Consider the following 24,508-nt stretch of genomic DNA (forward strand, 5'->3'; position numbering starts at 1 on the left):
CTCCTGTCCACTCTTGCTGGCCTATCTGGAACGATCAAAGGGTCGGATCAGGTTTAGAGCATCCCGGTTCAGCTCCAGCCCGAACCCCGGCGAGTCTGGCAATGAGATGTAGCCATTCTCAGGCAGCGGCTCGTTCAGGAACATAGTGCCGAAATTCGGCTCGATCTTGTCGGCCTCCTCGCTCATCATCATGAACTCGGCCAGTGCGATATGTTCCAACGCCATCGCCATGTAGTACCCGTAGACACCGCAACCATGCGGGATCACATCCACCGACCGAGTATTTGCCAGCCCGGCCACACGGATGAATTCGGTTGGCCCGCCCATCCACATGACATCGGGCTGGATCAGTGCGACACTCGCGTCGATCAGCTGCTGGAATCCGAACCGGGTGTATTCGTGCTCGCCCGTGGCCAGAACGGTGCCTCCGGCACGGGCGCGCATGGTCTGTGCCAGACGCGCGTGGCCATCATAGTCGTCGGGCATAAGCGGTTCTTCCAGCCACTGAAAATTGTAAGGGGCCATCCGACGCGCCAATTCAGCAGCGTAATCGGTGGTCATGGCCATGTAACAATCCAACATCAAGGGAAAATCCGGACCCACCGACTCGCGCCACCTGGCGATGAAGGCAATATTGTCGGACATGCCTTTAATCCCGTGGCCAGGACCATAAGGCAGAGGAATCTTGGCGCCATGGAACCCGAGGGTTTTTGCAATGTCGGGCCGCGATGTCGTGGCATAGACCGGCACCCGATCCATGGTGCGCCCGCCCATCAGATCAAAAACCGGTGCCCCCAAGGTTCGCCCATAAAGGTCCCAAAGGGCCAGATCGATGGCGCTGATGGCATGTACACCCAGCCCTTTGCGACCGTAGTGGATCGAGGCGCGCCACATCTGTTCCCATATCAGATGCCTGTTGGCCGCCGCCTGACCTTCGACGAAGATCGATAGGTGTTTTTCAATGATAAAGGCTGCCGCTGTCCCTCCGGTGCTGACACCGGTACCAACCCGCCCATCCTCATCTTCAATCTCAACAATGACTGAGGGCACATTGGCGACGCCCCAGCTTTGCCGGGATCCCGAATAGGTCGGGTAAATCGACATCGGGTTGGCAATCGGTGGGTGCGTCGCAATGTGATCCCATGTGCCATCCGCCGCAGGGCGTCCCGAAATCCAGTGTGTGTCCGCTGTATCATGCACATCGCTCGCGCCATATTGGTCGGCATTGCTCACCAATGCGCGCACTTCACGGATGACCGGCTGACCGGATTGCGGAGTCACATCGCCAGATTTTGGTGGATGAAAGTACATTCATACGTCCTTGTCTATCGCTGTCTCAGCGCAAGCGGCATCGCTTAAATCTGCTAACTGTCATCGCTTCGGCCACTGCGGTATTCGTCGTAAAGAACGGCAGCCAGCAATATGAACCCCTTGACCACCTGCTGCCAGAACGAGGGCACCTGCGCGAGGGTCAAACCGTTATTGATCATGAACAAAAGGATCAGGCCGATCGCGGTTCCCAGGATCGTGCCGCGCCCACCTTTCAGGCTGGCCCCGCCCAGAATAACGGCGGTAATCACATCCAGTTCGAACCCCATGGCCGCTGCCGGGCGCGCGTTTCCAGTCCGGGCCGCCAGCATCAGCCCGGCCAGCGCGGCAGTGGCCCCACAGGTTATGTAGATTGCCATCTGCCAGCGCTTGGTCGAAATCCCGGACAACCGTGCCGCCCGCAGGTTCGATCCGATCGCATAGACATAGCGGCCAAAGGTGGTGCGCGGCATAATCAGCGCAAAGACCAGATAGACCAGCAGCAGGACCAATACGATATAAGGGACACCCGCCCATTTGCCGGTTCCAAGGCTCAGCCAGGTCTTGTCGGTTATGATTATCTCACGTCCATCCGAGATCACAAAGGCCAGACCCCGGATAATCGCAAGCATCGCCAAGGTTGCGATCAGGGGGTTGATCCGGAAGTAGGCAATCAGCGTGCCATTTGTGGCACCGATGCAGATCCCCAATACGATTGCAGCCAGAAACGCAGGCCCAACCCCTGCCCCGATATCCAGCAGGTACGCGGCCAGCATGCCCGCCGCCGCCATCGTCGAACCGATGGAAAGGTCAAAACCGCCAGCGATGATCACCACAGTCTCGCCAGCGGCCGCAATTCCGACGATCACCAGCGCTTTGGCCACATTGAGCAGGTTGTTTGTTGTCAGAAAATAGGGCGACGCAAAGCTCAGCACGATAAAGGCGATGATCGTCGCCATCACCAGCCCAGGATTAATCGCGGACGCACCGCGGCCCCAGACCCTGGAATTCATCAAACCATCCAGAAGTTTCATATGTCTGCCTCTTCGGTGATCCGATCACCCGTCATCATTTCCGTCATCATCGCCATTGTCTGCGCCGGCGGATGTTCGTGTGGCTTCATCTCACCCGCAATCCGACCGCCGCGCACAACGACGATGCGATCACAGATGCTCAGAATGTCGGTGAAGCGATGGCTGACCAGCAGGATCGACACGCCTCGGTTCTTCAGCTCTGAAATCAGTTCCCAAAGCCGGCGAATCTTCTCTGCAGAGAGCGCTGCGGTCGGTTCATCCATCAGCAGCGCCGAAGGGTCGAACTGCAGGGCCCGCGCAACCGCAACCATCTGCCGCTCTCCGCCCGACAGCATTCCGACCTCGCGCTCGACATCGAAATCGAGGCCCATATTGGCAATGTCTTCCGCTGCCGCACGCGTCATTGCCCGTTTATCGAGCACGCTGAACGGCCCTAGTTTCTTTTGGATTTCACGGCCCAGAAAGATATTCTGCGCCACGTCCAGATCTTCGCAAAGCGCCAGATCCTGATAGATCATCTCAATCCCGTTACGACGCGCATCCAGTGGGCTGTTGAACTGCACCTCGCGGCCACGAAATCGCATGGTTCCCCCGCTTGGGGGATAGACCCCCGACAGGACTTTTACCAAAGTCGACTTGCCTGCGCCGTTATCCCCGATAATTCCGATCGATTCCGACTCACCGATCCGCAGATCAACACCAGAGAGCGCCTCGACATTGCCAAATGTCTTGGTGATGCCTGACAGCTCGATCAACGGGGTGCGGGCGTCGGATGTGACGCCCGAATCCGATGTGTCCGGCTTAATCGACTGGGTAGACATCATTGATGCTTTCTGCGCCTAAAAAGACGTGTTCAAGATGAACCTCTTGCGGAACAGCCTTGCCTTCAAGGATGTCGGCTGCGACCGAGACAGCGTAGTCCGGATACTTCTCGGGAAAATACGCGACGCATCCCAGAAAGTTGTTGTCCTCGACCGGCGTCCGGGTTGCCGCCACGCCGATTTCGTCACACCCGATTCCGATTGCCACACCGTCACGTCCGGCCTGCGCAAGCGCATTTGACATGCCAAAACCGCGTGGGTCATCGATAGCTGTAGCCAGAACGAACCCCGCCTCGGGATGGGCCGTCAGCCAATCGGTGACTTTGGTAAGGGCTTGATCCGTAGTTCCCGCATCGATCAGTTCCTCATCAATCCGATCTTCAGGCAACGCACCACAAACGGTCTGCACACCATCGACAAACCCGGACAGACGTTCATTCGCTGCGTCACCTTCACCGGGATTGATGCCAACCAGAACTGATACGTCATCACAACGTCCCAGCGCCTTGGCATGTTCGGCCGCCGCCTGCCCGCCGATCAGGCCACTTACATAATTGTCCGCCCCCAGGAAGATGGCGTTTGGATGAACAACATCCACGGACATAACCGGAATACCGGCCTCATCAAAGATGTTCATAACCGCGGCGGCCGCGCCCGATTGCCAGTTCGACTCGATAACAACATCTGCGCCCTGCTGTACGATCAGTTCCGCACAGGACACCGCCTTGTCCGCCTTGAAATCATTGTCACAATAGACCACATCAAAGCCCAACTCATCTGCCAGTTCATAAAGTCGCTGATTGATTGCGTATGAGAATGGAATCGCTGCCCAGCCTTCGGCAAAACCCACTTTTGCACCCTTGGGCAATGCCCTCAGATTTGGCACGTAGGGCGCCGAAGCGTCCCCTTCGACAACCTCAAAGGCACTCGTGTCCTTGTTGTATAGCCACAATGCACGCTCTTCGGGCAGAAGAGCTCCGGCAATACCCCCTTGAGGGCGGGCTTCGAAATCCGCCGCTGCAACCGACTGACCCAAAATCGTACCGCACAACAGCATGCCCAAGCTGACGCATTTCGATGATGTTAAGCTTAACATTATTGTTCCTCCATGTTGTTTACCGCATTTCCTCAATCGGTGTTTTTTGTATGCTGGCGTTATTGCTTGATTGTGATCTAACGGGCCTATGCAGGATAGACCCTGTGATGTTAACCTTAACATCAAGCATCATTTTGTCGAGTCTATTTTGAAGAAGCGGAACAAGAAGGTAGAAATGGCGATCGGCGGCAGTGATCCTCCCAAGGGCAGAGCGAACCTTATCAAGGTGGCAGAACACGCTGGTGTTTCGGCCATGACGGTGTCTCGCGTGATCAATCAGCCGGGTAAAGTTGCTGACGAGACCCGGCAACGCGTGGAAGCGGCGCTGGATGCACTTGGCTACGTGCCCAATCTCGCTGCCAACACCCTTAGGCGCAAGCGCAGCGGCGTTATCGTTGCGATGGTTCCGACCATCGACAACTCGGTCTTCAGCGATACGATCCAGGGGGTGTCCGACGTTCTGGAAGATGCGGGCTACCAGCTTCTACTCGGCTGCACCTCTTACAGCCTGGAAAAGGAAGAAAAGCTGACAAGAGCATTCCTTGGACGACGGCCCGACGGGGTGATCTTGACCGGTTCCCTGCACACTGACGCAACCCGAAACCTGCTAAGAACCGCAGATGTTCCAATTGTTGAAATGTGGGATATCCCTGAAAATCCGGTCGACATGTCCGTGGGTTTTGACAACTTTCGGGCCGGGTATGATCTTGCGACTTACATGCTGGAACGTGGCTACAGGACGATTGGCTACGTCGCAGGCACGCCGGAGCACGAAGATCATGAAAACCGCGCAGCGAAACGCAGCGCTGGCATCTATGCAGCCTTTGTGGATGCCGATGTTCCCCCTCCCCTGCGTTGTGATGTCACCGACCCATTGGATACTGAAACCTCTGGCGTGTTGGCGGCCGATTTTGTGATTGCCAACAAAAAGATCGACGCGCTTATTTGTGCCAATGAAATCATCGGCGTCGGAGCAATCAGAGAATTGCAGATTCGCAAATACGTCGTGCCCGACGATGTCAGCGTTGCCGGGATCGGTGATGCGAATATTGCAAGTTTGATTGATCCTGGACTGACAACAATTCACATACGCGGCAAACGAATTGGCCGGCGATCTGCCGAGATGATCTTGGAACGCTTACAAGAGAAGGACTCAGTAGAAAACAAGGAAGACATAGGATTTGAGCTCATCATTCGAGGAAGCACAAAATGATATGAATGTGGGCCGTGGCTTGATGCCCTGGCCCCTACAACTCCGTCGCAAATCGTGAGATTGCATCGGCGGGCCCGGCAGGTTCCATTTTTTTGCTCGATGCAAGACGGCATACCCTGATGATCTCCTGCAAAGGCAGCCATCTGTTCCTAAACCTCTGACTGGAGGGAGGTCTGACCGCTAGAGCACGGCACTCCAAGGTGCTGTGTTAACTGCTTTTTGGGGCGACAAGTTTCGTACGAAAAGCCCCGAGATGTGGGATAGAGGTACGTGTTCTTGATCGTCATTGGGGCTCGGCGGGCATGGCTGAGTATCGCGCGAAACGGACGCACTCGCACATTCTTTTTGGCAATCTACATCAAGCCCGTGTAAAAGGCTTACCGGTCAGATCCGTAATTCCACCTTGGCAGTTGGGAAACTCCGCAGAATCCGGGCTTCCCGTTCACCCGGTGCCGCGCAAAGCGCTGTGGACAGACCATCCGCCAGCGCCGCCTCCGGGGCCGAAACGGATACGGTGCCGTTGGCGACCATCTCGCCCGTCGGGTTCAGGATATGCCCCCGGCCATCCGCCAGCATGGTACCTCTGGCCGATGACGTTGCCACCGCCCGCTCTCGCAATGCGATCTTTTTGAGAACCGCACCACCCGGATCTGAAAGGCCGACCCGCCAGTCCTGTCCGTGATCCCGCTGGCCCAGGGCGGTGATTTCCCCCATGTCGACCAAAACGTCGCGCAACCCAAAGGACCGCAGCACCGCCGCGACCCGATCCGTGATCGCACCCTGAGCAATTCCGTTCAGCGTCAGGGCTGACAGGCCCGGCACCGGCAGGCGGATGGCATCAGCGTTAAAACGCACCCGGTGCCAGCCAACAGTTTGCCGCGCAGCAGCCAGCCCGGACGCATCCGCCCCCATAGCCAGCGCCTGCCAAACGGGTTGAACAGTCGGGTCAAAGACACCTTCCGAGGCCGCGTGCAGTGCCGAGCACAGGCTGAGCACATTCAGCAACTCGGGGGCGGGGGCGGACAGAGTTCCCTTGCGGTTTAACTGGCTGAGTTGAGAATGCGGCCGGTACAGGCTGAATATGTTCTCCAGACGGTTCAGCTCGGCTTCGACCGACGCAATGAGGGGCGCGGCCTGCATGTCGCTCAACCCCACAAGCTGCAGGCTGGCTCTCGCCCCAAGCGCTGTGCCGCGCCAACGGGCTAAGGGCGCAGCCGACACACCCGCGGGCAGCGCGGCGCAGGCGGCTGACATGATCAGAAAACGGCGGCGAGGCAGGCATCTCATGCGGGCGTCTCCAGTTTCAGGTCCAGATCAACGGGTCCAAGCACCTCGGTGTCCGGTATGTCGGATAACGGCAAGGCGGCTCCGCCATACTGATCAATAAAAACCTCGGCGTCCGCAGGGTCGGCAAAGGGCACGACTTCCCGCGCGCCCATGCCGCCCGCGACATTTGCACCGACCACAAAGGTCGCACCCTCGGCGGCGATCCAGTTGGAGATACCAGGTTGGCGCCAGTTGGGTGCGGCTCCCATATCACTGACATAGACGGCGGTGATCGTGGCGTCGCGTTCGGGGCTTTTGAGATAGGCAACCATGTCGCGAACCTGCGCAAAAAACAGCGGTGTCGGGTATCCTTCCAGATGGATTTGTCCCTTGGGGCCACCATGCTCGGCAACGTTCATCTGGCAGAAAAAGCTCAACGCGTCTGTCGTCAGATCCACCGGGTCGGGCGCAACGGCCACCTCTTCCTTGCAGGCCACCAACGCGAGCAACGCGATCAGGGTAAGGCGTTTCATGGCTCAACCCTCCGAAAGGCAAGGCGTGCGAGGACGAAGGCGAGTACCGGCCAGATCACCAGCGACGCGGGCGCGGCCCAGACCGGCAGCGCCTGTGCGGCCCCGGTCATGCCGGAGGCCATGGCAACACCTTCCGTCGCCGCAATGTTCCACAGACGGAACGCGTCGGCCGGGTTGGCCACCATCACCCATGGAAAGACGGATTGGGTGAAGGTGCCGCCCTCATCCATGACCACGGCTCCCAACAGCCCCAGATCATAAAGGACGACAAAGACCAGCCAAAGCCCGGCCGACAGACCCGCCGCCGCCGTGGCCCCCTTTGCCAAGGCAGACAGCAGGTATCCCAACGCCAGGAACACGGCGCCCAACAGGATGGATGTGAGGATGAGACGGACCAGCGCCATCAGGCTTTCCGGCCCAGCGCCTCCGAACCAAGCCGCGACGGCTCCTGCAGTGCCAAAGCCGATGACCATGGCAAAAGCCAACGCCGCAAGATGCGCGGTGAACTTACCCAGCAGAATCTCTCCGCGCCCCGCCGGATAAGACAACAGCAGCGACAGGCTGCCGCGATCGACATCCCCGGCGATGGCGTCAAAGGCAATCATCAGCGCCAGCAACGGTGCAAGATAGACCGAAAGCGTGGTCATTGAGGCCACCGAGACGGTCAGCATGTCGACCCCTAGCGTGCCGGTTGGCGCGCTGCCAGCAAAGGTCAGCGCCAACGCGAACAGAACCATGATCAGCGTTGCGACCAGCAGCCAGCGGTTGCGGCGCAGGATCAGCATCTCGGTGCGGGTGATGGCGAGGAAACGTGTCATTGCATCTCCTCCTGTGCATAGTGGCGATAGAGATCTTCCAGCTTGGGCGGGGTCATTTCCACATCCGCAACCGCATCGCCCAACCCGGCGATCCGGCGCAGGGCCTCCATCTTGTCATCCGGGGAACACAGCAACTCGACCGAGACACCATTGACCCGTTTGCCGCCCAGTTCGGCGGCAAGCGCATCTGGGTTGGTGCTGGCACGCACCTGTAACCGGATCGGCAATCCGGCCAGCGCTGAAAGGTTGGTCAATGTGTCATCCGCAACCATCCGACCCTTGCGCATGATGGCAATGCGGTCGGTTCTGGCCTCGACCTCGGTCAGGGCATGAGAGGCGATCAAGACCGCAGTCCCATGGGCTGCCAACTCGTCGATGATGGCATAAAGATCCTGCCGCGAGATCGGGTCCAGCCCACTTGTCGGTTCATCCAGCAGCGCCACCCTGGGCTGACCCAGCAGCACCTGTGCCAGACCCAAACGTTGCCGCATCCCCTTAGAATAGGTGCCGATCCGACGGTCCAGCGCATCGCTCAGACCAACGCGCTCCAACAGGGCAGGCACGTCAGACCTGGCACCAGACAGTTTCGCAAACAAGGTCAACTGTTCCCGCCCGGTCAGCGCAGGGTGGAATGAGACCGCCTCGGGCAAATACGCCGTCTCGCGACGTGCCTGCGCGCTGCCGGGGGTCGCGTCTCCGATCCGAATGGCTCCGTCCTGGATTGGCGTCAGTCCGAGGATGGATTTAATCAGGGTTGATTTGCCCGCGCCGTTATGTCCCAGCAGCGCAACGCGCTGGCCAGGGGCAAGGGACAGAGTGATATCGTCCAGAACGCGGGTTTTCCCCCGGTCCTTGAGAACATGGTCGATTGACAGGGCCTTATCCGTCATGAGGCACCTTTTTCATAGCTGGGGGTTCAGGGGCTTGCATCAATGGGTTGCTGTCCACTACGCCCCCCGGCAACAACGCCGGGAAGGCCGATTGCGACCAGCGCACCAGCTGCACGGCAGGCGAGCCGAGCAACAGTTTGGCTGAGGGTTGGGTCCACAACACATGGTCCATCGAGTCATTGGGGCGATAGGGGGCGTCGGCGATGCCGTTGCCATCCACGTCAAAGGCGGCAAAGTCGGACCAGTAGTTGCCGCGCCCGCCCTCGGACCACTCAACCCATTTTGTCGAAACGTATTTCACCTGGGTCCGGTTGCCCACAAAGGCGTTACCAACGATCTGATTGCGTTCGCTGCCAGCGGTAAAGTGGATGCCGATGCCACATCCCTGGAACCAGTTGTCGGTGAATTCATTCTTGTTCGAGTTATAGAGGAACGTACACTTTTCTTTCGCACCCTTCACCACATTGCCGGTGATAATGCTCTTATTGGCGTAGTTCAGCATCACGCCATGTTCGCGGTCACCGATTGAAACATTGTCGGCCACTTTCACATTGGTCGAAAACATCACCGCATAGCCCAGATCGTTGCCGATTGAGACGTTGTGGCTGACCACAGAATTGTCGGCATACATGTAATGCACGGCAAATCGTAGATCGCGGAACAGGTTGTTGGTGAAGGTGTTCTTCTTAGAGGAGTTCACAAAGATACCGTCGCGCCCGTACCGGATGTCATTGCCATCAACCACCGCGCCCGGTGCATTCCAGACATAAACACCGTTGCCGCGGTCATTCATCCGCCGGTCTTGGCGACCTTCGATCCGGTTGCCACGCACGATGCTGTCCTTGGCCCCATGAATATCGATGCCATAGAGGTTGCCCAGTAGCACGTTATCCTCGATCACCGGCGCAGTGGCCGTCTTGGTCAATTGGATGCCGCTGTCGATCCCGTCATGGCTTGAGCCTGAGCCGATCACGGTCAGACCGCGCACGGTCACGCCGGGTCCGGTCACGGTGATGACGCTGCCGTTTCCTTGTCCGTCAATGGTGGCCTGTCCGAGGCCGTCGATAGTGACAGGCCGGTCCAGAACCAGTGTTTCGGCGTAGACACCGGGGCTCAGGCGGAGGGTGTCCCCATCCGCCGCCTGCGCCAGTATTTCATTGATGGCCCCCGCCCGGTTGGGCACATCCCAGTCCGCCGCCCAAAGGGGCGAGCCAAGCAGGAGCGGTATGAGCAGGGACCAACGCATGGGTCAGGTTCCCTGCGGCTCGACCAGCATCCGGCCGCGCATTTCCATGTGCAGCGCGTGGCAGAACCACTGGCAATAGAACCAGTGCACACCTGGACGGTCAGCGGTGAAGGTGACCGAGGCGGTCGCCAGCGGGGCAACTTCCATCGCAACCCCGTAATTGCCCAGGCAGAAGCCGTGGGTCACGTCATCCACATCGTCCAGGTTGGTGATGTAGACCGTCACCTCGTCACCTTGTTTGACAGTGAACTTCTCAAGGCTGAAGGTCGGGGCCTGCGATGTCATGTAGACCCGCACCTTGTTGCCATCCCGGATCGGTTCCTCGGCACCTTCTTCCAGATCGATGCCATCGGCTTCGGCCTGAATGCGGGCGTCTTCCCAAGTGACGTCGTTCCGATCCCAAACGTTGACCGGGTTGACGATGTCGCTGCGAACGATGATCGAGTCATGCGGCTCAGCAAAGGTCGGGCCGTCGTGCACCACCTTCATCTCATCCGACGAGATGTCGATCAGCTGCTCGTTCTCGGGCTTCAGCGGGCCTACGTTCAGGAAGCGGTCCTTCGAGAACTTGTTCATCGAAATCAGCCACTTGCCGTCGGCCTCTTTGGTTTCACCCATCGATGTCGAGTTGTGACCCGGCTGATAGTGCACATCGACCTTCGAGATGATCGGGTCCACATCGGCACCACCATAGGCCTCAATGGCCTTTTCGATGTTCCACCGCACGATCTGGCTGTCGAGGAACAGCGTGGTGAACGCGTTGCCCTGACCGTCAAAGGCGGTGTGAAGCGGGCCAAGACCCAGCTGCGGCTCACCGACGATGCAGGACCGCGGATCCGCATCATTGTCAAAGATAGCATCCAGCTTGGTCACATCCATGATCGACACGGTCGGCGACAGCTTACCGTTGATGCAGACATGCTTGCCGTCAGGCGCGGTGTTGATGCCGTGGGGCGAGTTCGGGATCGGAATGTAGCGGGTGTATTTCTTGTTCTGACCCTTACGTCCGTCCAGAACCTTGACGCCTTTTAGCTCCTGATAGTCGCCGGCTTCGATGCCTTTTTCGATTTCCGCGAGGTTGAAAACAACAACGTGGTCCAGCTCGTTCTCGGTCATCTCGGCCAGGTTCATACCCATTTCCGAGTTGTACGAGGTCGAATAGGCGTATTTACCCTGATAGTCGCAGTCAGTGTTGTCGAGGTTACCCGACACGATCACCTGCCATGCGACCTCCATGGTGTCGCCGTCCAGCGCGGTGAAGATGTTCACGTATTGCGACGGATCGTCCAGTACCGAGCCATCATTGACCAGCGGAGTTTCATCTTCACCATTGGCAAAGACATAGCCGGTGCGCGGGAATTTCTGCGGACGCAGACCGTGGATCGCCTTAGCATTCGGGATCTCGGTGATCTTGTCGCATTTCATCACATCGCAACGCACACGGGCGACACGGGTGTTGGCCTTGTCGTTCATGAACAGATAACGGCCATCATAGGTGCCGTCGGTGAACGACATATGCGGGTGGTGAAGGTCGCCATTGTCATAGGTTTTCAAGCCACGCTTGGCGAGAAACTCTTTGGTTTCCGGCAGCAGACCATCGGTCATGATCTTCAGAGACTCGTTGGTCTGACCCCAACCGGTGGCTGAGCAGCGATTGAACACCGGCACCCGCATAAGCTCGCGCATGGACGGGAAACCCAGAATGCGCAGCTCACCGGTCTGACCCGAGGACCAGAAGCCGTAATATTCGTCCAATTCACCGGGTTCGAGATTGGCATTGGCGGCAGCGCTAGCCTGTTTTGCGGTCATCAGGGTCGAACCCAGACCGGTCCCGGCCAGCACGGCGCCGGTGGCGGTTGCCCCCAGCATCCCGCGGCGTGTGATGTTCAGTTTATTGTCATGTTCCGACATAATTTGCTCCTCCTTTTAGGAAGCGGTTAACGGTTTGGCGTTCGGATGGTTCGCCGGTGGTTGTCCGAGTGGGGTCTTCATCTGGACCGACCCTGTCTTGGCCCGCCGCTTCAGCTGGCGGATAACGACGGGACATTTGTCCTCGGACTGGTAGAGCACCTGACAATGCAGGCAGGTGACGCACTCGTTCGGATTGATCTCACCGGTGGGGTGGATCGCCTGAACGGGGCATTCGTTGGCGCAGGTCTGACAGGGGGTGCCGCAATCTTTGTAGCGGCGCAGCCAGTCGAACATGCGGATACGGGCGGGGATCGCCAGAGCACCGCCCAGCGCGCACAGGTATCGGCAGTAGAACCGCTCAACGAACAGCCCGATCCCCAGCAGGGTCAACGCAAAGACCACAAAGGGCCATTCGCGCATGAATTTCAGGATGATCGCGGTCTTGAACGGCTCGACCTCGGCATATTTCTCGGCCAGCGGGATCGAGACAAAGCTGATGCCAAAGAGCACAAGGAAGATCATGTATTTCGCAGGCCAGAGGCGTTCGTTCAAACCCCAGGGCAGCGTCCATTGCGGTACCTTCAGGGCGCGCGCGATCTTGTTTGTCAGCTCTTGCAACGCGCCAAACGGGCACAGCCAACCGCAATAGGCGCCCCGTCCCCAGAACAGCAGGGCAGCAGCCACGGCAAACCACTGGATAAACACCAGCGGATCCAGCAGGAACGCATCCCACGAGAACCCGGTCCGCAAGCTGCCTGCCAGCGCCATCAGGTTCACCACGCTTAGCTGCGCATTGGCGTACCAGCCGATGAAGAACAGGGTCATGGTCAGAAAACCGATGCGGAACCAATAGAAGACACGGGCATTCATCGTGGCGTGAAATTGGAAGAAGAAAGTCGCCGTCAGCACCAGCAGCATGACGCCCAGCACGGCAATCTCGACAGTGCGGTCCTTCCAGATGCGCTGCCACAGGGCGGCCTTGGCGGCGGCCTCGCTGGTGGCGTCATCGACGATTTTGGGGGCCGCTACGGGCAACAGGTACTGCTCGGGCAGAATGTAGCCCAGATCGAAGGTCAGGAACGTCTTCTCAACCGCACCCACCGCGCGCTGCACCAGCAGTTGCAGCCGGAATGGCTCGGCCGGATCAAACTCGGCCTCAGCCGGGATTTTGAAGATATCCAGCTCAGTGAAACTGGGCGCATCGGGGCGGCAACTCTGCCAAGACGCTCTTGCTGCTTGTCAAAAAAACGTACCGAGTTGTCGCCCTGAATGAGCTGAATGCGGTCGAAGATACCGCCGCGCACATAGCCCGAGCCCTTAAAGCTGTACGCCCCGCGTCCCAGCACCAGAATGGCCTGTTCGCCTTCGTCCAGCCACTCGACCAAGTTCTGATATTCGGCTTCGCCCAACAGGGATTTGCCGATGGATGGAACCGAGACCAGCGCCAAGTGCATGTCGATGAACGTGTCATCCGGCTCGCCCGGTTCGGGGCGTTTGATGGCGCGCTGATCGCCTGTGGCCTCAAAGGCGGCATTGACTTGCCCAACATCCAGCGTCAGCCGCCGGATCGAGCCATCGCCGGCCAGGGTGGTCCAGTCGTAAACGGACTCCTGCGCCATATCGATTTCCCGCTTTGGACCATCTGCCTGCAACGGCGACAGGCCACCCAGACCCAGTGCTCGCGCCACCTTGATGCCGCCGCGCACAAGGCTGTCATCGATCACCATGATTGTGACAGTCGCGCCGGATATGATGTCGAGGTCGTGCCCTTCTCCCCCGGTCTCTGCCTCGCGCTTGAGGTCCAGACCGGCATAGCCTTCGGTCAGTTCGGCCATGCGCGAATTGGGGATGCCGATCAGAACAATGGGTTCCGAATGTTTGACCAGTTGCACACCGGTCAGAACCGCATCGGTGTCGATGGCAGCGACCACATGGATCGGCTTGCCGGAATAGCCCGTGGTGCCGACAAAATCAGAGGTCAGAAAAGCCCATGCGACGGTCTCGCCATCCTTCAGAACGGGGGCGACGGGCACATCTTCTCGCACCGGGCCAAAGGCATCTGCACCGGGGGACAAGTCCGTGGGTTCGATTTCGGGCAGGAAACTGGCGAGGCTGTCGGCCTGTGCGCTCAGCGCCATCAGACAGGACAGGGACAGGGCCAGAAGAAGATGGATTGCGCGACTTACGACCACGGCGCACCTCCGGATATTTGGATTGACGCCATGGACGCGCGCAGGGCGCGTTCGGTTTTGATTTCGGGTCCCTGCGGGGGTCCGCGGGTTTCGGGCCAGAGCCGATCCAACGTGTACAAATCGAAAACACCGGCGCCCGGACAGTGTACAAACTGGACAAAATCGATCCGCGTTACCTGTGGCAGATCCGGTATCGGCGCTTCGCCTGTCGCCGCACACAGCACACAATCGGCGCATTTTGGGCAAGGTGCGGTCGGGTCCCGGCCTTCCTCGTCAAGGTCGACCTCAACCCAGACCGCACCTGCTTCCGAGCAGATTTCCACCCACATACTTTGCCCGGGACTCGCCAGCGCCGGGCCAAATATTTGCATCAACAAAAGGAAGATACCCACCAAACCACACGCCGCGCGAGTCGCGCGGGCAGAGAGGTTTTCCATTTGGGAAAGGGCAGGCATGGAGGCTCCAACTCGGGAAGAGTTCCCAAATGGTATTGGATTCGCATCGCCAACTACTTGACTTAGGTCAGGTTCGGGGAAAATGCGGACTAGCCATCCGCCTCGTCCATCAGACTCCGCAGCCAGCGCCCCGCCAGCCACGCAGCAGGCACGCCCAGAGGGACCGACCAGAGGATCGCCGGCACCGTACCAATCGCGCCAAATCCGACGCTGTGCAGAATGAGCCCGGCCAGAAACAGGTTTATCGCCACAGTCAGCGCCGTCGCCGGATAAAGCAGGAGGGCCAGTTTCCAGACCGGCCATTTACCTTCAGTGGCTGGTGCCCTCTGAAAAGGTGATCTTGTTCCAGACATTGTATTTCCCAGACGGTTTGCGCATCGGCAGACGGCGGACCTCTTCCAATGTCTGCGCATCATAGACAATCACCGCGCCGTCATCTTCCCAGATCGACACAAGCGCGTGGCTGCCATCTCTGGTGAACTCCACATGCGCGACGGTCTTGCCCGGCGCAGGGCGCAAAGTCTTCACGATTTCAAGGCTTTGCTTGTCGATGACGTGCATGGCGTCCTTGTTGGGGCCGAAGAACACATCGGCCCAGACATAAGGCGAATTCTCATGGCTCCGCATGAAGAACCCGGGCCCTTCAGTCTTGATGCGCTTTACGGTTTCCCAGCTTTCCATGTCGATAACAGATACCGTGCCATCGGTTAGGTGCGGCGTCGCCATCACGGTTGTGTCGCCATGCCGCCACGTGATGCCCGAGCCCAGATGCGGCATCCCCGGCAGGTCCAGGTCTGCCACCTTCTGCCCGATAACCAGATCGATCACCTGCCCCCCGTTGCCGTCGCGGGACGCGCCCATGACGTATTCATAGCTTTGGTCGAAGAAAAAATCGTCCAGATAGTCGGGCGTGGTGATCTTGCGCACCGGGAAAGGGTTGGGGTTCTTGAACCGACCTTCGATCCTGAAATCATGGCCCAGCCCGAATTGCGGCGGGTTGTCACCATAGAACACTTCCCAGATCTCTGGCACGTCCTTGAGCGCCAGTACAAAGCTTTCCCTCGGCGGGGCCTGATAGACGGCCGATACACGGCTGGGTTGGCCTTTTTTACTTTTGATCTCAATGACCTGAGCCACCGACAAGTCCTCAGTCGAAAGCAGAGTCAGGCTGTTCGGCAGGTAATTCGCCACGGCCACCCATTTGCCGTCGCCCGACATAGCGATGTTGCGGCTGTTCAGGCCCGCGCGCACGCGGCCCACCTGTTTCAGCGCCCAGATGTCATACTTCTGCACCCAGCCATCGCGCGACATGATGAAAACGTAGCGGCCGTCGGGGCTGAATTTCGGCCCCCCATGCACGGCAAAGGGTGTTTCGAACCGATCCAGAACTTCGAACGTATCACCGTCCAAAACGCTGACATGATGATCCCCGGTTTCGACGGCCAGAGTGATGTTCATCGGGTCGCTGTTCCAGATGGGCGCGACCACCGGGGTGTAGTCCTCATCCAGCGTTCGGCTGGCCATGATCTCGGCCTCGCCCCATTCGGGATTGGATTCCAGCGGCGACTTGAGCCAGCCGGCCAATTCCTCGATCTGCAGCGTGTTGAGCTCGTGCGAAAAGGCGGGCATCTGGGTTGCAGTGCGTCCTTCCGCAATCACGGCGGCCACACGGGGGCCGCGCATCCGTTTCAGCGTTTCGGGGATCAGCGCTGGTCCGACCCCGCCCAAACGGTTCTCGCCATGACAGGACGCGCAATGCTCGGCGTAATCCGTTGGGGCATCCGCCCATGCAGTTCCGGCCAGCAGCAAAGAACAGAGTGAGGCTGTTTTCAGAGTGTTAAAAGAACTGATGTGCCGGATCATGACGTTTCCCCCGGAAAGGCGTGACCTGCAGGCGCTCGCCCACGTCATCAACGCCGATTTCATCGTTTGACAGGTAGCAGGCCGGGTCTTCGGCCCAGGGATCGCCAGTCACCTGCAAGGCCCGGATGCGAGTGTTGCCACCGCAGACGTCCTGTAAGCGGCAGGCCCCGCAACGCCCTTTCAGCGGGCGCGGGCGGGTGCGCAGCATGGCGAGCATCGGATCTTCGCTGGTCCAGAGCTCCGAGAACGATTTGGTTTTCACATTGCCGACCGTGTAATCGGACCAATAAGTGTCGGGATGCACGCGTCCCAGATTGTCGATATTGGCCACCCCCAGACCGCTGGAGTTGCCACCCCACGCGGCGAGATGTTCTCGCACATGCGCGGCTTTGGCCGCGTCGAAATGCGCCCGGACCCAGTTCAGGAAATAGCCTGCATCAGCATCGTTGTTGCCGGTCACGATATCCAGCGGACGCCCGCCCGAGGCAGCTTCCCACGCGCGGTCCAGCAGCAGGTCCAGACCTTTGCGGGTGCGCAGGTGTTCGGCATCCTCGCCCCGGTTTTTGTCGCCACGCCCGGCGTACACGAGGTGGGACAGGTAGAACTTGTCGACACCCTCATCATCGCACAGCTGCAGCAGATCCGGCAGGTGATGTTGCGTGCCTTCTGTCAGGCAGAACCGCAAGCCGACCTTGATGCCCCGTTTCTTGCATTCGCGCACGCCGCGCAGGGCATTGGCAAAGGCGCCTTCGACGCCACGGAACCAATCATTCGTGGCCCCGATCCCGTCCAGCGAGATGCCGACATAGTTGAAGCCCACATCGGCAATCATATCGGCGGTCTCGTTGTGAATCCGCGTGCCGTTTGTCGACAGGGCCAGCATCGGCACCAGATCGCGTGCACGTTTGGCGATGTCGAAGAAATCAAATCGATCCAAGGGTTCCCCACCCGAGAGGATTAAGGCCGGGACGCGAAACTGGCCAAGATCCTCAAGGGTTACCATGGCTTGCTCGTGACTGAGCTCGCCCGGGAACGCCACATCCGCCGAGACGGTATAGCAGTGGCGGCATTTCAGGTTGCAACGCCGTGTCAGGTTCCAGATCACCACCGGTTTAACGGGTCCGGGACGGCGTTTGCGCACCGGGGTCGGGGTCACCAGTTGCTGCATGTATTCGGTCAGGCGGAACATATCTCAGCCTTTCGCTTTCAGGCGCAGCCCGGTCTTTTTCAGAATGCGCGTGGAAAAGAGGATGTCTTTGGACCGGCAGGCGTTGCCGAGAATTCCAGCAATCTGCTTACGTTTCTCATCGACCTCATTCCGGTCTGACCCATGAACCATGGCAAACAGGTTGTAGGGCCAGTCGGGCAAAGCCCGCGGGCGCTCGTAGCAATGGGTGACAAAGGTCAGGGCTCCGATCAGAGCACCCAAGGCAGAGACGCGATCGTCATCGACATCCCACACGGTCATGCCATTGGATGTCATCCCCAGTTTGTAGTGATTGGGCGCGGCGGCGATGCGGCGGATCACGCCGCGCGCCTTGAGGGCCGTCAGCCGATCAATCAGCGCTTGCTCTTCGATGTCCAACGTGTCGGCAACCTGGGCATAAGGGGCCGGGACCAGAGGCAGACCGCCCTGAAGCGCTTCAATGATCCGTCTGTCTGTTGCGTCGATCATGCTGCCACCCGGAAGCCGATGAAAAATTCCTGTAGTTTGGGGAAACGGAGAACTGCGATCCCCGTTTCCCGTTCGATGGCATCGGCGGTGGCCTCGATCCCTTCGGGTGTTTCCGTGGCCAGTACGAACCACATGTTCAGCCGGTGCGTGCGCTCATAATTATGCGCGACCTCGGGATGCGCATTGACTTTGGTCACGACCGCTTCGAATTCGTTTGCCGGCACCGCCATGGCGCACAGGCAGAACGCGCCACCCATTGCAGCTGCATCAAAAAAGGGACCAAAACGGGTGATCATGCGATCCGCTTTCATCCGGGCCAGCCGCGTCAGCAGATCGTTCTCCGAGATACCCAGATCCTGCGCGACGGCTGCATAGGGATGCGCCGTCAGAGGCAGATCTTCCTGCATGCGGTTGAGAATGGCGCGATCGGTTGCGTCCAACTGGGTCATGCGACGACCTCTTTCGGTTTGATCAGTGCCCCGGTCTGTTTGAAGCAGCGGGTAGAAAACAGCACTTTGTGCGGCACATTCGCCAGTTCCGGCAGGTTCGCGGCACCGGCTAGCACGTCGTGTGCTTCGGGGCGGGATCTTGCGTGAATCATGCAATAGAGGCGGTAGGGCCATATGCCCTCGACCGGGCGACGCTCGTAACACAAGGTCACGCCGCGATGCGCGGCAAGAGCGGGGCCAGCCTGATCGATCTGATCAGAGGGAAGGTCCCAGACCACCATCGCGTTGGCGGACCACCCCAGCGCCCGGTGCCGTACGATGACGCCGAGGCGCGAGAGGATTCCAGCCGTGTGCAGACACCGTATCCGGTCCATCAGCTCTGCGGCGTCGCGCCCCATGGAACGGGCCAGCGCGGCATATGAGTCGGAGACGAGTGGCAGGCCAGAGCTCAGGGCCTGCAGCAGCGCGCGGTCGCCGGTTTGCATGACAGATCGGTCTACCTGTCTGGGGCCGGGAACGGTTTGGGCGTTACCGGACATGCGAAATCCCAAATCCACGTTGAACGGGCGTACAAGCCGCAGGTCCAGAACGTCCAACCCGGTTCGTTGGTGAATCCGCGCCAGCGTGTCCTCCACATGGGAGCGATCCGGGCCCGTCGCGACAAACCAGAGGTTCCAGTCATTTTCGCGCTGGTAATTGTGGTTCACGCCCGGTTCCGCATCAATCAGCGCCGCGACCTCTTCCAACCGCTCTTCGGGTGCCGATACGGCGGCGAGGGTGCTGGCCGACACCGTGCCCGGGGCGATGGTCGCGCCGACGCGGGTGATGCGTCCGGTCGCACGCATCCGGGCGAGGCGGTCGATCACGTCTGCCTCGCTCAGATCCAGCGCATCGGCGAGCACCTGAAACGGGCGGTCGGTTATCGGGAAATCGCGTTGAAAATCATCCAGAAGGCGACGGTTGATGGGATCGGTGATATGTTTCATCGCCTCAGAGCCCCGTTCTATGCGCGCGCGCGGTGAAGAAGATGCCCGACGGGCTGTCCGCCTCGATTTCGCGCAGTTTTTCAAAGTTTTGCGTGTCGTAGATCATGACCTTGTTGGCATCGCGCACGCTGATCCAGACTTCGTGCCCACGTGGGGTGAACTCCATATGCAGCACGGCGGGGCCGGGCTTGAATTCGTGAATGACCTCTTTGCTGACGCTGTCGATTATCTGGATGGTGTCGTTCAGCGGATGGGCGAAATTCACCCACACCTGCCGCCCGTCGGGCCGGGCCATGGCAAAGACCGGCTGGCCGTGGGTTTTGGTGCGCCCCGTCTCGGTCAGCGTCTCAGCATCGACCCACAGAACCTCGTGATGGCCCACTGCGGGCAGCACAAATTCGCGTCCCGTCAGCGCCCAGCCCTCCAGATGGGGCATCTTGTAGACCGGCATCTCCTCTTGTCCGCGCCCATAGTCGGGCAGTACGCGGATAGGCTCGGGCGTGTCGTCCCAAAGGTCCAGCGCAGTCAGGCCATCCTCGCCAAACAGACCGGTGATGTAAGTACGGCCATTGGCGGTAATTAGCGCGTCATAGGGGTTTTTGCCCATATTAGGGATCTTGGTGATCTCGGGCGTGCCTTTGCCGAAGTCGGCAATCCAGGTTTCGCCGGTGTCCCACATGGTGAAGACGAACCTGCGGCCGGGTGCGTCGACCAAACCGATGGTTTTGCTGTCCGTTGGGATATCGGCCACCATTTCCAGCGTGACCGCGTCGAAGACCCGGACGCCGCCAGGTTCATAGTTGGACACAGCGACCAATGCGCCATCATCCGATATCGCCCCGCCGATGGCGTTGCCCGCCTGTATCACGCGGTTCACGATCTGGCGGGTGACGATGTCCACCTTGGTCAGCCCGCCATCACGTCCGAACACATAGGCAAACCGTTGGTCCGGCGAATAGACCAGCGAGGCATGAGACAGATCGCCCAACCCTTCGATCCGCGCCAGCGCCGCGCGGTCGGATTGATCGATCAACAGGACAGAGCCTTTGGCCCGTTCGATCACGAGGCCAAGATCCCCGGTGGCCGTGGGTTCTGCCTGCGCTGCTGACATCATGAGGGTTGCAGCGAGACCAAGGATGAGATGTTTCATTGTGCCTCCGGTTGCAGCAGGTAGCGCGCGATCCACTCGGCCTCTTCCTGAGAGATCAGGGGCCGCCAGGGCGGCATCGCGGTGTCGGGGATGCCGTCGAGAATAACGCCGGACAGGACGTCCGGATCGTAGTGATCCAGGGTTTGCGCCCGCAGGTCCGGACCAAGGCCACCTTTGAGCGAGAGACCGTGGCAGGAGCCGCAATCCTGATGGACCAGTCGTTTGAGGGTATTGGGGTCCAGCGTATCAGCCGCAAAGGCCGACGTCGCCAGCACAACAGCGGTGGTCAGAACAGCCCGCGCTGCCCATCCAGAACGCCCAGCCGCGTTTGCGGGTGAGGCGGCACGTAATCCAAGATGTCTGTGTGTGAGACTAGCCATGGGCCTGCTCCAACAATTCGGCAACCGGCCGCTCTGCATAAAGCGACACGACCTGGCCGATGATGAAAAGGGTGGGTGCCTTCAGTTCGGCTTGGCGCACATCCGTTGCCAGACGATCCAGCCGGGATACAAGGCGGCGTTCGCGCGAGGTGGTGGCCTTGCAAACAGCCAATACCGGGGTCGAGCCTGGAAGGTTCTCGGTCATCAGCCCGATGGCGATCTGGCCAATATTGGCGACACCCATGTACACCACCAAAGTCGAGTCTGGATCGGCCAGTCGCTTCCAGTCTAGATCGAGGACCTTGTCGGCCTGACGGTGGCCGGTGACATATTGCACCGACGTTGCCAGCCCCCGATGGGTCAAAGGCACGCCGGTCGAGCAGGACGCCCCCTGCGCCGCTGTAATGCCCGGGGCATACTCGACGGCGATGCCGTGATCCATCAGATAGGCCGCCTCTTCCGAGCCACGGCCAAAGATCATCGGATCGCCGCCCTTGAGCCGCGCCACAGTGTGCCCGGCACGCGCCTCATCCCGCAGGATCTGGTTGATGCGTGTTTGCGGCACCGTATGGCAACTCGGGGCCTTGCCCACAGGGATCAGCCGCGCGCCGTCGGCATGCATCGCAAGTATCTCGTCCGAGACAAGGCGGTCGTAGACCACGACATCAGCCTGTTGCAGAAAACGCAGGGCGCGCAGCGTCATCAATTCTGGATCACCCGGACCGGCCCCGATCAGAAAAACTTTACCGTTCATGTGCAAACTCGCTTGTTCTGAGTGTCTTCGGAGCCCGGGTATCCCCCGCGAAACCGGTGCAGAAACGGGACATTGCTGGGAGAACCGGGCGTGTCATAGGACTAGGGTCGCCTATTGGCCGCGCGCATGCCTTGACTAAAGTTAAGGAGCGCAAGGATTGTACCCTGCGCTCCTTTGATCTTGCCTGTACTTCTACCTCGGCTCAGGGTTCGACGGTGATCATTCCGATCATATTTTGTGTTTCCCAATGCGGGCCGCAGAGGTATTCCTGTGGGCCGGGGGTCAAAAAGGTAAGGTCCACCGATTCCTCTGGAAACAGCCGGTCGCTTTCGGGCTCACTGCCGTCCTTCAGAAACACGCTGTGGCTGGTGCGTTTATCCACGTTCACCCAACGCACCGTAGTGCCCGGCTTCACAGTCAACTCGAACGGGCAGAATCTGTACTTGTACATCAGGACCACCTCGGCGTCCTCAATCGCCGAGGAGGGCTGACCGAACAGCTCGACATAACGGTCTTCGGCCTCAGCGCAGATTTCGGCGGCCTCGTCTGCCCATACGGGTGCGGCCAGAACCAGCAGCGCAGGAAGAAGGTATTGGGGGTTCATCGTCCAAGTCTCCTTTCCAAAAAGGATGGGGCCGGATCACCCGGCCCCGATCCATTACTGTTTCACCACGTTGATGGCGGCCGTATCGTCATCAAGCGCCAGGCTTGTATCCAGTGTTACGTGGTGGAACCGGGCGGCAGCAAAGTCATCATGGATGGCAAAGCCGACGGTGTAGGTTTGACCGGGCTCCAGTGGAATATCCCCCGCTGCGCCCGAATTCAGCGGGCGGGAGAAGACCACGGTCCACATCCCTGCGTCGAGGCTGGCCGAGGCCGCGATCTCGCCGTCATTGACCACGCGCTGTTCCAGCAGGTAGCCGTTGGTGGCGCTGCCGTCCGCGTAAACACGCATCAGGTCCAGATAGGTACCGTCTGCCAGGTACTGCTCGATCTGGTCAGCGGCCTGAAGCTTGTCCCAGCCGCCCAGCGCCTTGCCGCGACGGCCTTTGGTCTCGACCTCGGTTCGGCTTTCACTGATGTATTTGGTCACCGTGTCCTGTGCGCTCAAGCGACCTGAGACATCGCTGTTTGAGGCGATTGCCTCGGCGCCGGGATCAAACGGCATATAGCTGTTGTCCGCATGGCACGAAGCCCAGCAACCCACCTGTTCCCCCATCTCAATCCCGGTGCCCGTGATCATCATGGCCACCTTCGTCTGGTTGTCGGGATCCATTTTGCCGCCATCCACGAAGGGCGCCGGATTGTGGCCCGCATCCGGCCATTGCAGGCGGATAAACAGGGTCTCATCATCATGAGCGGCCTGAACGGTTGCGTCGATGACACCACGTTTGCCGGGGATCAGGGTCGGTTCAAGCTCACCACCGGCCACGATCTTGTTGCCGATCGCATCCAACTCGGCGGCATGACAGGTTGTGCATTTGTCACCGCCCTTGGTCAACGGGCGTGCACCGCCATGAGACCGGCCGTTCTGAACCCATTCGAAGGACGCCTGACCCGGGTAGAACAGCTTCATATCCGTAGCAGGAACAGCCGCCCAGTCGATGTTCGACCCGACATCGCTACCGCCTCCTGACGGGGCCGCGCTTTCCTCACCTGCAGCTTTGGCACGTTCTTCAGCTACAGCTGCATCAACGGCTGCAGCGATCTGCGCCTGAACCGATTTCAGCTGTGCTTGCTTCGCGGCTTTTTCCGCCTCTGCTTCCGCAGCTTCCTTGGCTTCGATCCGCGCAAGACTTGCCAGATACTTAGGCGGGATGGCGCGGATAAAATCGGGGTTTGGAGCTTCTAGCTCTTCCAGATACTCATCGCTGGCGCGGTCACGCAGGTCAGAGTGCGCGATCCCCTTGTGGCAGTCGATGCAGGTCTGCCCGACTTCCATCGCGTTGAGGTGCTGTTGCCGCGCCCGCGGTTTCTGGAACTCGGGCATCATGGATTCAAAATCGTGGCAGTTGCGGCATTCACGAGAGTCGTTGGCCTTCATCCGCTCCCATTCGTTCATGGCCAGATGGACGCGCTTGGCCTCGAATTTTTCGGGCGTGCTGATGGACCCAACCGCTTTACCGTAGAGCTCTCTGGTCGCCTTGACCTTGCGGATCATTTTATGCGTCCAGTCCTTTGGCACGTGACAGTCAGAACAGACTGCGCCCACGCCGGAGCGGTTCACGTCATGGATTGTACCTTTGTACTCTTCATAGACGTAATCCCGCATCTCGTGGCAGGACAGGCAGAAGGGTTCTGTGTTGGTGGCTTCCACGACGGTGTTGAATCCGCCCCAGAAGATGATACCGGCGGCAAACGCTGCGGCAATGCCGGCCAAGGGCATTCCCCACAGGAAATACCGGCGCCAGATCGGTTTTTCTTTTCCGGTTCGGACTGGGTCATGTCCAGGCTCCGTTTTGGCTGTC

23 protein-coding genes and 1 pseudogene are annotated in these 24,508 nt (G+C 59.5%); 1 reads left to right on the plus strand and 23 read right to left on the minus strand.

From position 1 onward, the window contains the following. Positions 1-21 precede the first annotated feature (21 nt). Genes rhmD through ACR3ES_RS02000 form a run of 4 tightly spaced genes read right to left on the minus strand, consistent with a single transcriptional unit; the run spans position 22 to position 4,259 of the window. Complete coding sequence (rhmD, locus tag ACR3ES_RS01985) at positions 22-1,311, minus strand: L-rhamnonate dehydratase (protein WP_170434125.1); 1,290 nt, start codon at positions 1,309-1,311, stop codon at positions 22-24. Between the two features lie 53 nt (positions 1,312-1,364). Further along, positions 1,365-2,342 carry an ABC transporter permease gene (locus tag ACR3ES_RS01990; RefSeq protein WP_170434127.1) on the minus strand — a complete coding sequence of 326 codons (978 nt, stop codon included), beginning with the start codon at positions 2,340-2,342 and terminating at the stop codon, positions 1,365-1,367. Then, positions 2,339-3,163, minus strand: a complete 825-nt coding sequence (locus tag ACR3ES_RS01995) for an ATP-binding cassette domain-containing protein (protein ID WP_170434259.1) — start codon at positions 3,161-3,163, stop codon at positions 2,339-2,341. Before ACR3ES_RS01995 ends, ACR3ES_RS01990 begins: the two co-directional genes overlap by 4 nt. Continuing rightward, complete coding sequence (locus ACR3ES_RS02000) at positions 3,144-4,259, minus strand: sugar ABC transporter substrate-binding protein (RefSeq protein WP_170434129.1); 1,116 nt, start codon at positions 4,257-4,259, stop codon at positions 3,144-3,146. The genes ACR3ES_RS01995 and ACR3ES_RS02000 overlap by 20 nt, the downstream gene beginning before the upstream one ends. 88 nt (positions 4,260-4,347) lie before the next feature. Here ACR3ES_RS02000 and ACR3ES_RS02005 point away from each other — a divergent pair, with 88 nt between their 5' ends. Continuing rightward, positions 4,348-5,472, plus strand: a complete 1,125-nt coding sequence (locus ACR3ES_RS02005) for a LacI family DNA-binding transcriptional regulator (RefSeq protein ID WP_170434130.1) — start codon at positions 4,348-4,350, stop codon at positions 5,470-5,472. A gap of 384 nt (positions 5,473-5,856) precedes the next feature. On the opposite strand, the gene ACR3ES_RS02010 is transcribed toward ACR3ES_RS02005, so the two are convergent. The 19 genes and pseudogenes from ACR3ES_RS02010 to ACR3ES_RS02100 all read right to left on the minus strand — a co-directional run bounded on the left by ACR3ES_RS02010 (position 5,857) and on the right by ACR3ES_RS02100 (position 24,426). Next, positions 5,857-6,759, minus strand: a complete 903-nt coding sequence (locus ACR3ES_RS02010; RefSeq protein WP_480424721.1) for an FAD:protein FMN transferase — start codon at positions 6,757-6,759, stop codon at positions 5,857-5,859. Beyond that, a complete protein-coding gene (locus ACR3ES_RS02015; protein WP_170434134.1) occupies positions 6,756-7,271 on the minus strand; it encodes a nitrous oxide reductase accessory protein NosL in 516 nt (171 codons plus the stop codon). The genes ACR3ES_RS02010 and ACR3ES_RS02015 overlap by 4 nt, the downstream gene beginning before the upstream one ends. Next, complete coding sequence (locus ACR3ES_RS02020; protein WP_170434136.1) at positions 7,268-8,089, minus strand: ABC transporter permease; 822 nt, start codon at positions 8,087-8,089, stop codon at positions 7,268-7,270. Before ACR3ES_RS02020 ends, ACR3ES_RS02015 begins: the two co-directional genes overlap by 4 nt. Further along, positions 8,086-8,979, minus strand: a complete 894-nt coding sequence (locus ACR3ES_RS02025; RefSeq protein WP_170434138.1) for an ABC transporter ATP-binding protein — start codon at positions 8,977-8,979, stop codon at positions 8,086-8,088. Before ACR3ES_RS02025 ends, ACR3ES_RS02020 begins: the two co-directional genes overlap by 4 nt. Next, on the minus strand, positions 8,969-10,225 hold the full coding sequence (locus tag ACR3ES_RS02030; RefSeq protein ID WP_170434140.1) for a nitrous oxide reductase family maturation protein NosD: 1,257 nt from the start codon (positions 10,223-10,225) through the stop codon (positions 8,969-8,971). Before ACR3ES_RS02030 ends, ACR3ES_RS02025 begins: the two co-directional genes overlap by 11 nt. A gap of 3 nt (positions 10,226-10,228) precedes the next feature. After that, positions 10,229-12,136 (minus strand): TAT-dependent nitrous-oxide reductase, encoded by a 1,908-nt coding sequence (nosZ, locus tag ACR3ES_RS02035; RefSeq protein WP_170434142.1) that lies wholly within the window; start codon positions 12,134-12,136, stop codon positions 10,229-10,231. A gap of 15 nt (positions 12,137-12,151) precedes the next feature. Then, positions 12,152-14,274: pseudogene (locus ACR3ES_RS02040) on the minus strand (4Fe-4S binding protein). Positions 14,275-14,318: 44 nt separating this feature from the next. Beyond that, entirely contained in the window at positions 14,319-14,783 is a 465-nt protein-coding gene (locus ACR3ES_RS02045) for a DUF2946 family protein (protein ID WP_480424723.1), read from the minus strand. Between the two features lie 89 nt (positions 14,784-14,872). After that, positions 14,873-15,136, minus strand: a complete 264-nt coding sequence (locus ACR3ES_RS02050; RefSeq protein WP_170434146.1) for a hypothetical protein — start codon at positions 15,134-15,136, stop codon at positions 14,873-14,875. Further along, positions 15,093-16,646 carry a nitrite reductase gene (locus ACR3ES_RS02055; RefSeq protein ID WP_170434148.1) on the minus strand — a complete coding sequence of 518 codons (1,554 nt, stop codon included), beginning with the start codon at positions 16,644-16,646 and terminating at the stop codon, positions 15,093-15,095. The genes ACR3ES_RS02050 and ACR3ES_RS02055 overlap by 44 nt, the downstream gene beginning before the upstream one ends. Beyond that, positions 16,621-17,835 carry a heme d1 biosynthesis radical SAM protein NirJ gene (gene nirJ / locus ACR3ES_RS02060; RefSeq protein WP_170434150.1) on the minus strand — a complete coding sequence of 405 codons (1,215 nt, stop codon included), beginning with the start codon at positions 17,833-17,835 and terminating at the stop codon, positions 16,621-16,623. The genes ACR3ES_RS02055 and nirJ overlap by 26 nt, the downstream gene beginning before the upstream one ends. A gap of 3 nt (positions 17,836-17,838) precedes the next feature. Continuing rightward, positions 17,839-18,321 (minus strand): siroheme decarboxylase subunit beta, encoded by a 483-nt coding sequence (gene ahbB, locus ACR3ES_RS02065; RefSeq protein ID WP_170434152.1) that lies wholly within the window; start codon positions 18,319-18,321, stop codon positions 17,839-17,841. Then, positions 18,318-18,770, minus strand: a complete 453-nt coding sequence (locus tag ACR3ES_RS02070; protein WP_170434154.1) for an AsnC family transcriptional regulator — start codon at positions 18,768-18,770, stop codon at positions 18,318-18,320. Before ACR3ES_RS02070 ends, ahbB (ACR3ES_RS02065) begins: the two co-directional genes overlap by 4 nt. After that, a complete protein-coding gene (ahbB, locus tag ACR3ES_RS02075) occupies positions 18,767-19,756 on the minus strand; it encodes a siroheme decarboxylase subunit beta (protein WP_170434155.1) in 990 nt (329 codons plus the stop codon). Before ahbB (ACR3ES_RS02075) ends, ACR3ES_RS02070 begins: the two co-directional genes overlap by 4 nt. Before the next feature lie 4 nt (positions 19,757-19,760). Further along, positions 19,761-20,906 (minus strand): cytochrome D1 domain-containing protein, encoded by a 1,146-nt coding sequence (locus tag ACR3ES_RS02080; protein WP_170434157.1) that lies wholly within the window; start codon positions 20,904-20,906, stop codon positions 19,761-19,763. After that, on the minus strand, positions 20,903-21,286 hold the full coding sequence (locus tag ACR3ES_RS02085; protein ID WP_170434159.1) for a c-type cytochrome: 384 nt from the start codon (positions 21,284-21,286) through the stop codon (positions 20,903-20,905). Before ACR3ES_RS02085 ends, ACR3ES_RS02080 begins: the two co-directional genes overlap by 4 nt. Further along, positions 21,279-22,040 carry a uroporphyrinogen-III C-methyltransferase gene (gene cobA / locus ACR3ES_RS02090; protein ID WP_480424725.1) on the minus strand — a complete coding sequence of 254 codons (762 nt, stop codon included), beginning with the start codon at positions 22,038-22,040 and terminating at the stop codon, positions 21,279-21,281. The genes ACR3ES_RS02085 and cobA overlap by 8 nt, the downstream gene beginning before the upstream one ends. A 202-nt stretch (positions 22,041-22,242) precedes the next feature. Continuing rightward, positions 22,243-22,644 (minus strand): plastocyanin/azurin family copper-binding protein, encoded by a 402-nt coding sequence (locus tag ACR3ES_RS02095; RefSeq protein WP_170434163.1) that lies wholly within the window; start codon positions 22,642-22,644, stop codon positions 22,243-22,245. Between the two features lie 54 nt (positions 22,645-22,698). Beyond that, positions 22,699-24,426, minus strand: a complete 1,728-nt coding sequence (locus ACR3ES_RS02100; protein WP_480634680.1) for a NapC/NirT family cytochrome c — start codon at positions 24,424-24,426, stop codon at positions 22,699-22,701. Positions 24,427-24,508: the final 82 nt, after the last annotated feature.

The sequence above is a fragment of the Ruegeria sp. B1 genome (genome assembly GCF_056535885.1).

Excerpts from the sequence above, each read along its gene's own strand:
- ACR3ES_RS02055 (WP_170434148.1), bottom strand. The coding sequence starts at position 16,646 with ATGATCCGGCACATCAGTTCTTTTAACACTCTGAAAACAGCCTCACTC.
- rhmD (WP_170434125.1), bottom strand. The coding sequence starts at position 1,311 with ATGTACTTTCATCCACCAAAATCTGGCGATGTGACTCCGCAATCCGGT.
- ahbB (WP_170434152.1), bottom strand. The coding sequence starts at position 18,321 with ATGATCGACGCAACAGACAGACGGATCATTGAAGCGCTTCAGGGCGGT.
- ahbB (WP_170434155.1), bottom strand. The coding sequence starts at position 19,756 with ATGAAACATATCACCGATCCCATCAACCGTCGCCTTCTGGATGATTTT.
- cobA (WP_480424725.1), bottom strand. The coding sequence starts at position 22,040 with ATGAACGGTAAAGTTTTTCTGATCGGGGCCGGTCCGGGTGATCCAGAA.
- ACR3ES_RS02085 (WP_170434159.1), bottom strand. The coding sequence starts at position 21,286 with ATGGCTAGTCTCACACACAGACATCTTGGATTACGTGCCGCCTCACCC.
- ACR3ES_RS02020 (WP_170434136.1), bottom strand. The coding sequence starts at position 8,089 with ATGACACGTTTCCTCGCCATCACCCGCACCGAGATGCTGATCCTGCGC.
- ACR3ES_RS01995 (WP_170434259.1), bottom strand. The coding sequence starts at position 3,163 with ATGTCTACCCAGTCGATTAAGCCGGACACATCGGATTCGGGCGTCACA.
- ACR3ES_RS02005 (WP_170434130.1), top strand. The coding sequence starts at position 4,348 with ATGCAGGATAGACCCTGTGATGTTAACCTTAACATCAAGCATCATTTT.
- ACR3ES_RS01990 (WP_170434127.1), bottom strand. The coding sequence starts at position 2,342 with ATGAAACTTCTGGATGGTTTGATGAATTCCAGGGTCTGGGGCCGCGGT.
- ACR3ES_RS02010 (WP_480424721.1), bottom strand. The coding sequence starts at position 6,759 with ATGAGATGCCTGCCTCGCCGCCGTTTTCTGATCATGTCAGCCGCCTGC.
- ACR3ES_RS02050 (WP_170434146.1), bottom strand. The coding sequence starts at position 15,136 with ATGTCTGGAACAAGATCACCTTTTCAGAGGGCACCAGCCACTGAAGGT.
- ACR3ES_RS02100 (WP_480634680.1), bottom strand. The coding sequence starts at position 24,426 with ATGCCCTTGGCCGGCATTGCCGCAGCGTTTGCCGCCGGTATCATCTTC.
- nosZ (WP_170434142.1), bottom strand. The coding sequence starts at position 12,136 with ATGTCGGAACATGACAATAAACTGAACATCACACGCCGCGGGATGCTG.
- ACR3ES_RS02030 (WP_170434140.1), bottom strand. The coding sequence starts at position 10,225 with ATGCGTTGGTCCCTGCTCATACCGCTCCTGCTTGGCTCGCCCCTTTGG.
- ACR3ES_RS02045 (WP_480424723.1), bottom strand. The coding sequence starts at position 14,783 with ATGCCTGCCCTTTCCCAAATGGAAAACCTCTCTGCCCGCGCGACTCGC.
- ACR3ES_RS02080 (WP_170434157.1), bottom strand. The coding sequence starts at position 20,906 with ATGAAACATCTCATCCTTGGTCTCGCTGCAACCCTCATGATGTCAGCA.
- nirJ (WP_170434150.1), bottom strand. The coding sequence starts at position 17,835 with ATGTTCCGCCTGACCGAATACATGCAGCAACTGGTGACCCCGACCCCG.
- ACR3ES_RS02025 (WP_170434138.1), bottom strand. The coding sequence starts at position 8,979 with ATGACGGATAAGGCCCTGTCAATCGACCATGTTCTCAAGGACCGGGGG.
- ACR3ES_RS02070 (WP_170434154.1), bottom strand. The coding sequence starts at position 18,770 with ATGACCCAGTTGGACGCAACCGATCGCGCCATTCTCAACCGCATGCAG.
- ACR3ES_RS02015 (WP_170434134.1), bottom strand. The coding sequence starts at position 7,271 with ATGAAACGCCTTACCCTGATCGCGTTGCTCGCGTTGGTGGCCTGCAAG.
- ACR3ES_RS02000 (WP_170434129.1), bottom strand. The coding sequence starts at position 4,259 with ATGTTAAGCTTAACATCATCGAAATGCGTCAGCTTGGGCATGCTGTTG.
- ACR3ES_RS02095 (WP_170434163.1), bottom strand. The coding sequence starts at position 22,644 with ATGAACCCCCAATACCTTCTTCCTGCGCTGCTGGTTCTGGCCGCACCC.